Source organism: Frankia sp. R82, from assembly GCF_023716925.1.
In the GTDB taxonomy this organism is placed as follows: domain Bacteria; phylum Actinomycetota; class Actinomycetes; order Frankiales; family Frankiaceae; genus Frankia.
On record NZ_JAMQQG010000359.1, the window covers coordinates 1 to 9,319 of the forward strand.

General features: G+C 72.7%; 9 protein-coding genes. 2 read left to right on the forward strand and 7 right to left on the reverse strand.

Translation table 11 applies throughout. The features are described 5' to 3' along the window. From ND747_RS28640 to ND747_RS28650, 3 genes are all read right to left on the reverse strand, one after another. Positions 1 to 439 (reverse strand): NAD(P)H-hydrate epimerase (locus ND747_RS28640; RefSeq protein ID WP_285901310.1); only part of this gene is annotated, 439 nt, incomplete at its 3' end. Positions 440 to 494: 55 nt separating this feature from the next. Beyond that, positions 495 to 869 (reverse strand): holo-ACP synthase, encoded by a 375-nt coding sequence (locus ND747_RS28645; protein ID WP_285901311.1) that lies wholly within the window; start codon positions 867 to 869, stop codon positions 495 to 497. Between the two features lie 232 nt (positions 870 to 1,101). Further along, positions 1,102 to 2,064, reverse strand: coding sequence for a PadR family transcriptional regulator (locus ND747_RS28650; RefSeq protein WP_251737373.1), 963 nt, complete (start codon positions 2,062 to 2,064; stop codon positions 1,102 to 1,104). Between the two features lie 206 nt (positions 2,065 to 2,270). Here ND747_RS28650 and ND747_RS28655 point away from each other — a divergent pair, with 206 nt between their 5' ends. Further along, on the forward strand, positions 2,271 to 2,840 hold the full coding sequence (locus tag ND747_RS28655) for an SWIM zinc finger family protein (RefSeq protein WP_251737374.1): 570 nt from the start codon (positions 2,271 to 2,273) through the stop codon (positions 2,838 to 2,840). Positions 2,841 to 2,894: 54 nt separating this feature from the next. Here ND747_RS28655 and glmS read toward each other — a convergent pair whose 3' ends face one another. The 4 genes from glmS to rplM form a co-directional block, all read right to left on the reverse strand. Then, positions 2,895 to 4,799 carry a glutamine--fructose-6-phosphate transaminase (isomerizing) gene (gene glmS, locus ND747_RS28660; protein ID WP_251737375.1) on the reverse strand — a complete coding sequence of 635 codons (1,905 nt, stop codon included), beginning with the start codon at positions 4,797 to 4,799 and terminating at the stop codon, positions 2,895 to 2,897. Between the two features lie 90 nt (positions 4,800 to 4,889). Continuing rightward, positions 4,890 to 6,257, reverse strand: coding sequence for a phosphoglucosamine mutase (glmM, locus tag ND747_RS28665; RefSeq protein WP_251737376.1), 1,368 nt, complete (start codon positions 6,255 to 6,257; stop codon positions 4,890 to 4,892). Positions 6,258 to 6,366: 109 nt separating this feature from the next. Continuing rightward, on the reverse strand, positions 6,367 to 6,774 hold the full coding sequence (rpsI, locus tag ND747_RS28670) for a 30S ribosomal protein S9 (RefSeq protein ID WP_251737377.1): 408 nt from the start codon (positions 6,772 to 6,774) through the stop codon (positions 6,367 to 6,369). 94 nt (positions 6,775 to 6,868) lie between these two features. Beyond that, positions 6,869 to 7,312, reverse strand: a complete 444-nt coding sequence (gene rplM, locus ND747_RS28675) for a 50S ribosomal protein L13 (RefSeq protein ID WP_251737378.1) — start codon at positions 7,310 to 7,312, stop codon at positions 6,869 to 6,871. A gap of 322 nt (positions 7,313 to 7,634) precedes the next feature. Here rplM and ND747_RS28680 point away from each other — a divergent pair, with 322 nt between their 5' ends. Further along, on the forward strand, positions 7,635 to 9,254 hold the full coding sequence (locus ND747_RS28680; RefSeq protein WP_251737379.1) for a hypothetical protein: 1,620 nt from the start codon (positions 7,635 to 7,637) through the stop codon (positions 9,252 to 9,254). Positions 9,255 to 9,319: the final 65 nt, after the last annotated feature.

The window sequence follows — 9,319 nt, forward strand, 5'->3', positions numbered from 1 at the left end:
GGCCGCCGCGTCCGCCGATGCCGAGCAGTCCGTCGAGCACGACGTCGGCGCGTTCCAGCAGCGTGCGCACGGTGTCATCGTCCGACTCGGCAGACGGCACGGGCGAGACGGACGAGACAGGCGAGGCGGACAGGGCGTGCAGTCGGCCGCCGGCGGCGAGCAGCGCGGCGGTGCCTTCCGGGTGCGTCGGGCCGGCGGCGATCGCGTCCACCCGTGCCCCCCGGGCGGCCAGCCGGGCACCTGCCCACAGGGCGTCGCCACCGTTGTCGCCAGAGCCGGCGAGGATGACGATCCGGGCGCCGCGCACCCGGCCAAGGCGTCGAACCACGTAGGAGACCAGCCCGAAGACCGCCCGCTGCATGAGGGCGCCCGAGGGCAGGACGGCGAGCTGCTCCGCCTCGGCCGCCCGGACCTGGGTCACGGTGTGAGCGTTGCGCATGCAGCCCATGCTGCCCGCTGCACGGACGGCCAGACGGCCGCCACGGCCGGACGGGTCAGGACTCGGCGACGACCATGGCGATGGCGACGCCGCCGTCATGGGTGAGGGACAGGTGCCAGCTGGCGATGCCGAACCGCGCGGCCGCGGCCGCCACCGTGCCCCCGACCTGCAACGAGGGACGACCACCAAGCCCCGGCAGCACCTCGGCGTCATGCCATTCCAGCCCGGGTGGGGCGCCGAGTACCTTGGCCACGGCCTCCTTGGCGGCGAACCGGGCGGCCAGGCGCTCCGGCCTGGTCAGGGCACGCTCGGCCGGGGTGAACAGGCGCATCGCGATGGCCGGGGTGCGCGAGAGGGTAGCGGTGAACCGGGCGATGTCCACCACGTCAACACCGATGCCCACGACTGCCACCCGACGAGGTTCCCACATCGACGGGCCCGACCCGATCAGTGGCACCCGCACGCAGAACCTCGGCACGGCAAACCATCAGAACAACGGCGCCAGGCGGGTTGTGGACCTGGCGGCCACGTGAACTGGGCGCCCGCATCGGTCGGATGCGAGCGCCCAGGAGGTCGAACCGTTCGTCGGTGTCACGTCGACCGCGAAAGATCACGTTGAGCGGTCACGTCGCCGCCGACCGCATGCGGGATCCGGGATCCCCTCACGGTCCGGCGGACGGGTCCGGCTTGGCTGACGGATCCGCCTTCGGGGGGCCGTCCTGCACGGTGGAGCTGGTCGGCTGGTCGCCGGGTTGTGGTGCGCCGGCCTCGTCCGCGTCCCCGGCGAGGATGCGGTAGAGGCCGCGGCGGGTCTCGGTGAGCAGCGCGCGGGCGGCGGCGATCTGCGCGTCGTCGCCCGCCTGAGCGACCTGGACGACCGCGGCCCCGACCGCGAAGGCCAGTGAGCGCAGGCTGGTGAGCTCCTCGTCGACCCCGTCGGCCGCGGTCTCCCAGGGCCGACGCTGACCGGCGCGGGACTCGACGTGGGCGCGTCCGGCGTCGGTGAGGTGGAAGACGCGCTTGCCGTCGGCCTCCTCGGCCTGGACGAGCCCCTCGTCGGCCAGCAGGGACAGCACCGGGTACACCGAGCCGGGGCTCGGCCGCCAGGTGCCGCCACTGCGCTCGGCGAGCTCGCGGATCATCTGATAGCCGTGCATCGGCTCCTCGGCCAGCAGGGCGAGCAGCGCCTCGCGGACGTCACCGCGCCCGACCTTGGGCCCACGGCCGAAACCGGGACCACCGAAGCCGCCGGGGCCGCCGAAGCCACCCGGGCCGAACCCGGGACCGGGAAAACCGGGGAAGCCCGGGAACCCGCCGGGCCCCCAGCCCGCCCCGCCCCGACGCCCGCGTGGACGTCCCTCACCGCCGTGCTCACGCCGGCCGCCAGGTCCACCGGGACCGCCGGGGCCATCAGGGCCACCGGGACCCCCCGGACCGCCACGAGCGGCGCGGCTGGTCCAACCCCGGCCGGAGGACTCCCCTTCGGGGGCCCGCCCCTCGGCGCAGCCGGCCATCGTCTCGAACAGTTCCGACAGCCGCGCGGGATCGAACAGGAAGCCCCATCCGGAACGGCCGCCCCAGGCACCTCGCGAGCCCCACGGGCCCGACATCGCATGCGAAGTCATGATTTTCCTTTCGGAGTGGGTGTGCCCCGCCCGGGCCAAACCCGCCAGGGCTGCACTACAGAGAGCCAACAACGACCATCCAGCCGTCGTGGCGTACGCTCACGATATATCGCGATCGTACGTCTGGCAACCCCTTGAGGGAGCATCACCGGCCGACCGGCCGACCGAGCGACCCCGTTCGCGCGTGGATTCCGTAGGATTAGCTGGTGATCATTTCTGTGTCCGGGGAGAACGGGCACGACGGGGAGGCTGTCACCCCGCTCGAAGCGGCCTTCGCCGAACGGGCGTGCGCGCAGCGCGCCGGCACTGACGTGTTCATCGAGGGTGTGAACCTGGCCCTGCTCGGCCGGGTTGAACAGCTGCGCATCCGGCCCACCAACGCCTCCGGCACGGTGGACGACGACGGGCCGCACGAGGTCCGCCTCGAGGCCGCCGACGACGGACCGCGCACCGGATGTACCTGCTCCGAGGGCTCCACCGGCATCTTCTGCCGCCACGCTGTCGCCGTCGCCCTGGTCGCCACGGGTTCCGCGGGTCTCGCCGACGACGATGACGAGGACGGCGAGGACGGCGAGGACGCCATCGAGGAGAGCTCGCTGTTCGCCGACGATCCGGTGCACGCGGCCATGCGGGTGTTCCTCAGCCGGGTGCCCCGCGCCGAACTCGTGGAGACCCTGCTCGATGCCGCCGACGAGAGCGACGCCGTCGCCGACGCCCTGTGGGAGGCGACCGTCGCCTGGCACGGCCGCCAGCACGGTGCCGCCCCCTCCACCTGAGCGCGGGCGGCCCGGCCGCCAGGACGCCGCCGGGCGGGTCGACCGGTCGCGGGGCTATTCGACGGTGACGGACTTTGCCAGGTTGCGGGGCTGGTCGACGTCCAGACCGCGGGCGAGGGCCAGCTCGCAGGCGAACACCTGCAGGGGCAGCGTGGTGACCAGCGGGGCGAACAGCGACGTCGTCTCCGGCACACGGATCAGGTGGTCGGCGTAGGGCTCGACGGCGAGGTCCCCGTCCTCGGCGATCACGATCGTGCGGGCGCCGCGGGCCCGGACCTCCTGGATGTTCGAGACGATCTTGCCGTGCAGGTTCGCCCGTCCACGTGGTGAGGGAACGACGACGAGCACCGGCAGGCCCGGCTCGATGAGCGCGATCGGCCCGTGCTTGAGCTCCCCGGCGGGGAAGCCCTCGGCGTGCATGTAGGCGAGCTCCTTGAGCTTGAGCGCGCCCTCCAACGCCACCGGATAGCCGACGTGGCGCCCGAGGAAGAGAACCGCCTTGGCGTCGGCCAGCTCACGGGCGAGCTCGCGGATCGGTTCGAGGCGCCCGAGGGTACGCCGCACCAGTTCGGGCATGCGCTGCAGCCGCTCGACGTAGGCGGCCACCTCGTCGCCGTAGAGCACTCCGCGCACCTGGGCCAGGAACAGGCCGACCAGCAGGCACGCCGCCACCTGGCCGAGGAAGGTCTTCGTCGAGGCGACGCCGACCTCCGGCCCGCAGCGGGTGTAGAGCACCGCGTCGGACTCGCGCGGGATGGTCGAACCATTGGTGTTGCAGATCGCGAGCACCCGGGCCTTCTGCTCGCGGGCGTGCTTGACCGCCATCAGCGTGTCGAGGGTCTCGCCGCTCTGGCTGATCGCGATGACCAGGGTCGACCGGTCGAGCACCGGGTCCCGGTAGCGGAACTCCGAGGCCATCTCGACCTCGCAGGGCAGCCTCGTCCAGTGTTCGACGGCGTACTTGGCGATGAGCCCGGCGTGGTAGGCGGTGCCGCAGGCGACGATGAAGACCTTGTCGACGTCGCGGAAGTCCTGGGCGGACAGGCGCTCCTCGTCCAGGACGATGGCGCCGTCGGCGGACAGCCGCCCGCGCAGGGTGTCGGCCAGCGCCGTCGGCTGCTCGTTGATCTCCTTGAGCATGAAGTACGGGTAGCCGCCCTTCTCCGCGGCGCTGGCATCCCAGTCGACGTGGTAGCGCCGGTTGTCGACCGGTTGGCCCTCGAAGTCGGTGACGGCGACGCCGTCGCGGCGGGCCTCGACCACCTGGTCCTGCCCGATCTCCATCGCCTCGCGGGTGTGCGCGATGAACGCGGACACGTCACTGGCGAGAAACGACTCCCCCTCGCCGAGCCCGACGACAAGCGGGCTGTTGCGCCGCGCCCCGACGACCACCTCGGGATAGTCCCGGTGCACGACGACGAGCGTGAACGCGCCCTCCAGTCGCCGGCAGACCCGCCGCAGCGCACCGGTCAACGGATGGGACGCATCCGCCGAGGACGCCGGGCCAGCCACACCCACCGGGCCCGGGACGCGGGCGAGCTCGGCCTCCAGCAGATGGGCGACGACCTCGGTGTCGGTCTCGCTGGTCAGCTCGTGCCCGCCGGCCTCGAGCTCCGCACGCAGCAGGGCGAAGTTCTCGATGATGCCGTTGTGGATGACGGCGAGCGCACCGGTGCAGTCGGTGTGGGGATGGGCGTTGACGTCGGTCGGACCGCCATGGGTTGCCCAGCGGGTGTGGCCCATCCCGGTCGTGCCGGGCATCGGGTCCGTCTCCGGGCTCTCCGCGAGCAGCTTCTCCAGGTTCGCGAGTTTGCCGGCCCGCCGAGCCGTCCGTAGCGCGCCCGCGCCGACGACCGCGATCCCGGAGGAGTCGTAGCCCCGATATTCCAGCCGTCGAAGACCCTGCAGCGCAACGTCCAGAGCCGACTGGTCACCGACGTACCCGATGATCCCGCACATGCTGCTCAGCGTACGCAGGTGTCACCGGCTCCCTCGGTACTCCCCCGCCCGTCCTTCGGGTGTTGCCCCGCCGTGATCTCTCGTGCGGGGCTAGCCGACGATCGCCAACGACCCCTGGACCACGGCGGCCAGCCGGTGGGCGATCTCCCGCGCGACCCGGTCGGTCTCCGCCTCGACCATGACCCGCACCAGCGGTTCGGTGCCGGACGGGCGCAGCAGCACCCGCCCGGCGTCCCCGAGCTGGGCCTCGGCCTCGGCGACCGCCACCCGCAGCGCCGGCGAGGTGCCGACCTGGGTCCGATCGACGCCGCGGACGTTGACGAGCACCTGCGGCAACCGGGTCATCGCCTTGGCGAGCTCGGCGAGGGGCTGGCCGCTCTCCGCCACCCGGCCGAGCAGGCGCAACGCGGTGAGCAGGCCATCACCCGTCGTCGCGTGATCGCCGAAGACGACATGGCCGCTCTGCTCACCGCCGAGGACGTAACCGCCGGCGCGCATCGCCTCGAGCACGTAGCGGTCGCCGACCGGCGTGGTCACCACGGCGATGCCCGCCTCCCGCATGGCGTGGTGAAAGCCCAGGTTGGACATCACGGTCACGACGACCGCGTTCCCGATGAGCTCACCGCGCTCGGCCATGGCCAGCGCGCAGACGGCGAGGATCTGATCCCCGTCGACGATCTCGCCGGCGGCATCGACGGCCAGACAGCGATCCGCATCCCCGTCATGGGCGATACCGACGTCGGCGCCGTGCTCCAGTACGGCGGCCCGCAGACTGTCCAGGTGGGTGGCGCCGCTGCCGTCGTTGATGGCGGTGCCGTCGCCGTCGGCGTGCAGGGCGATCACCTCGGCACCGGCCGCACGCAGCACACGGGGACCGATCGAGGACGCCGCACCCTGGGCGCAGTCGAGCACGACGCGCAGGCCGTCCAGCCGGGCCGGTAGTGCGCGCAGCAGGTGCTGGGCGTAGTCGTCCACGAGGCTGGGCACGTCCCGGACGCGGCCGACGTCACCGCCGACCGGACGGCGGGTGGGCGGATGGGCCATCCGCCGCTCGATGGCGTCCTCGACCTCGTCGGGCAGCTTCAGCCCACCGGCGGCGAACAGCTTGATGCCGTTGTCGGGCATCGGGTTGTGACTGGCGGACAGCATCACACCGAAGGCGGCTCCGCTACCCGCCACCGCGTGCGCCACGGCCGGCGTGGGTGCGACCCCGATCCGGGCCACGTCGGCGCCGGAGGCAGCCAGACCGGCCACGACCGCGGCCTCAAGAAACTCACCGGACGGACGCGTGTCCCGCCCGACGATCACCAGCGGTCGCGACACGTCGGGCCGGCCGGCAGCCTCGGCGGGCCGCCCCAGCAGTTCCGCGGCCGCGGAGGCCAGTGCCAGCGCCTGCTCCGCGGTCAGATCGACGTTGGCGACGCCCCGAACACCATCGGTGCCGAAGAGCCTCGTCACTGAGGGTCTCCCATGGTCGAAGGATCAGCGGAGACCCGGTCACGCGGCGGCGATGTCGAGCCCCCTCGCCCGCCCGCTCATGGTGAGCGGGGCGGTGCGGGGGCGCGGGTCAGCGCTTGCTGTACTGCGGAGCCTTACGGGCCTTCTTCAGGCCGTACTTCTTACGCTCCTTGACCCGGGCGTCACGAGTCAGGAAGCCGGCCTTCTTCAGAGTAGGCCGAGACTCCTCTTCCGCCAGCGTCAGCGCGCGGGCGATAGCGAGTCGCAGTGCACCGGCCTGGCCCGACACGCCGCCGCCGTGCAGACGGGCGACGATGTCGTACGACTCCGTACGCTCCAGCGCCTTCAGCGGCTCGTTGACGAGCTGCTGGTGCACCTTGTTCGGGAAGTACTGCTCCAGCGAGCGCCCGTTGAGCGTCCACTGCCCCGTCCCGGGCAGCAGCCGCACGCGGACCACCGCCTCCTTGCGCCGGCCCGTGGCGCGGGGATTGCCCTGTACGTCGGTCACGACAGCCACGTCGCGTTCCTTCCTCGGTTGATGCGTGGTTCTCGGAGCCGGCGACGGTGGCAGCCTCGCGGCGCCACCCGAACCGGCCGGAGGAGGTCCGCGGTTACTGCGCGACCTGGATGATCTCGAAGGGGGTGGGCTGCTGGGCCAGGTGCGGATGCGTGGGACCCGCGTAGACCTTCAGCTTCGTGCCCTGGGCACGGCCGAGCCGGTTGTGCGGCAGCATGCCCTTGATCGCCTTCTCGACGATGATCTGGGGCCGCGTGTCGAGCAGCTCGCCGTAGGAGGTGCTGCGCAGACCGCCCGGGAACCCCGAGTGACGGTGGTACTGCGCCTGCTCGCGCTTGTTGCCGCTCAGCGCCACCTTGCCGGCGTTGATGACAATGACGAAGTCGCCGGTGTCGATGTGCGGGGCGAAATACGGCTTGTGCTTGCCCCGCAGCAGCGTGGCGGCCTGGGTCGCCAGCCGGCCGAGCACCACGTCGGTGGCGTCGATGACGTGCCACACACGCTGAACTTCCGCGGGCTTGGGCTGGTACGTGCGCACAGGTCTGCCTTCTCGTTCGGACGACCCCGCCGCACGACCCCCGAGGGACCGGGTGAGCGAGGCTCGTCAAGAATGTGGAGCGCGCAGACGGGACGTGTCACGCGCAGCAGTCTTTGAGGTTACCAGGCGGCCGGGAGATGCCGTGTCGCGGCCATCCACTCCCACCATCCGGTGTGATCTGCCAGCCTACCGACCCGGGCATGTCGACGCCGGCACCGGTGGACGTTCGCCCGACACCGGCACGGGCACACCCGGGCATCGGCGACCCCCCGGACCTTCCACTCGGACGACCCGTCGACCAACGCTGGCTATTCTGACCTGGATGACTGAATCGGATGGCGGGGGCCAGGCAGGGCGCCCGAACCCTGACCTTCCAGACCACGACCTGTCGAGTTGGGACTCGCCAGGCCACTCCGCCTGGCCCTCCGGCCGCGCCGACCACGGGTCCGGTCCCGCCGGCACAGCCGCGGCGCCCACGGCGGCGGACACGCCGCCGCCGGCAGGCACGGTTGCGCCGCCGTCGGGCACGACGTCCGGCCTTGACCTGCATGGCCGTTACGTCACCTATGACGGCTGGGCGCCCCCGAGCGACGATCCCCTGTTCGGCGGCCCGAGGAACTACGCGTTCTCCTTCGACCACCTTCCTTCGCCGACGTCGGCGACCCGCTCCGGCTCGGCCGAACCGGCTCCGGCGGACCCGTCCTCCCCGACGGTCCAGCCCACTCCGTTCGCCGGGCCGTCCCCCCTGACCGGTCCCTCGCCCTCCCCGTTGACCGGACCGTCCCCGTTGACCGGACCGTCCCCGTCGACCGGGCCCTGGCCGGCGGATCCGTCATCGCCGACGACGCAGCCGACGCCAGTGACGCGTCCTGGCCGCCCGTCCGCCCCGGGCTCGACGTACGGCATCTCGGCAGTGCAGACGTCGGCCGGGGACGGGGGGCCGAGCCGCTACGAGCGCCCGGCGTCACGGCTGTCGTCCCCTGTGGACCCGGACGAGGCCGCCGCCCTGCCCGGCCTGCGCACGGCCTACGACCCGGCCGCCGGCTACCGCGGGTTCGGCACACCTGGATTCGAGACGCCCGGCGTCGGGACCGGGGCGCCCGCAGTCCCCGGCGAGGGTCCGGTCAGCCCCGGCGACAGCGGTTACGGCTTCGACGGTTACGGCCCACCGAGCGCGGACTCCGACAACCATGACCCCGACGGTGGCGACGAGCCGCCGGGTCGATCCCCGCGCGCCTGGCGGATGCTGCTGGCCGTCGCCGGGGCCGTCGTGGTGCTGATCGCGGCGGTGGCCGTCGTGGCACTGCGCGGCGGGGACGGCGGCTCGACGGGCGACCCGCAGCCCACCACGGCGGGCACACTGGCGCCGATTCCGGCGACTTTTCTCGACAGCGTGCGCACCGACTCCGACCCGATCCGGGCGAACGAGTTCTTCCCCACCGCCTCCGTCGACCGGGACGGACGTCGCTACCAGCGGATCGCCAGCCGGCTCGACAGCGGCTGCCCCCAGCTCACCGGCCAGCTGACCTCGCTGTTCACCGCGGCCCACTGCACCCAGGTGGTGCGCTCGCTGTTCCTGAGCGCGCCCGTCGCCGGTACCCGCCAGGTCCTCGCCGGGGTGACGGTCTTCCGGCTCGACACGAGCACGACGGCGACCCGCGGTGCCCAGGTGCTCAACCAGGGCGGCGGTGGCATCGCGCCGCTGCCGATCCCGGCGGGCACCATCCAGAACGCGCAGATCACCGGCCCAGGCGGGAACAACTCCTGGCGCGGGGCGCAGAGCCACGGCCACTATCTCGTCTACACCCAGGTCGCCTACGTGGACGGCACCCAGGGTGCGGCGACCGACGGGCCGCTGCGGGCTGCCCAGACCGACCTCGCCCAGCTCGCCACCGAACCGATCGGTGACCGCGCCGTCCTCGGCCACGGCCCACGCCGCTGACCACCGGCCGCACCGATGTCACCGGCCGCGGCAGCGCGGCGGGACCGCCCGGCGCCGACCGGCGC

Excerpts from the sequence above, each read along its gene's own strand:
- ND747_RS28650 (WP_251737373.1), bottom strand. The coding sequence starts at position 2,064 with ATGACTTCGCATGCGATGTCGGGCCCGTGGGGCTCGCGAGGTGCCTGG.
- ND747_RS28645 (WP_285901311.1), bottom strand. The coding sequence starts at position 869 with ATGTGGGAACCTCGTCGGGTGGCAGTCGTGGGCATCGGTGTTGACGTG.
- glmS (WP_251737375.1), bottom strand. The coding sequence starts at position 4,799 with ATGTGCGGGATCATCGGGTACGTCGGTGACCAGTCGGCTCTGGACGTT.
- ND747_RS28680 (WP_251737379.1), top strand. The coding sequence starts at position 7,635 with ATGACTGAATCGGATGGCGGGGGCCAGGCAGGGCGCCCGAACCCTGAC.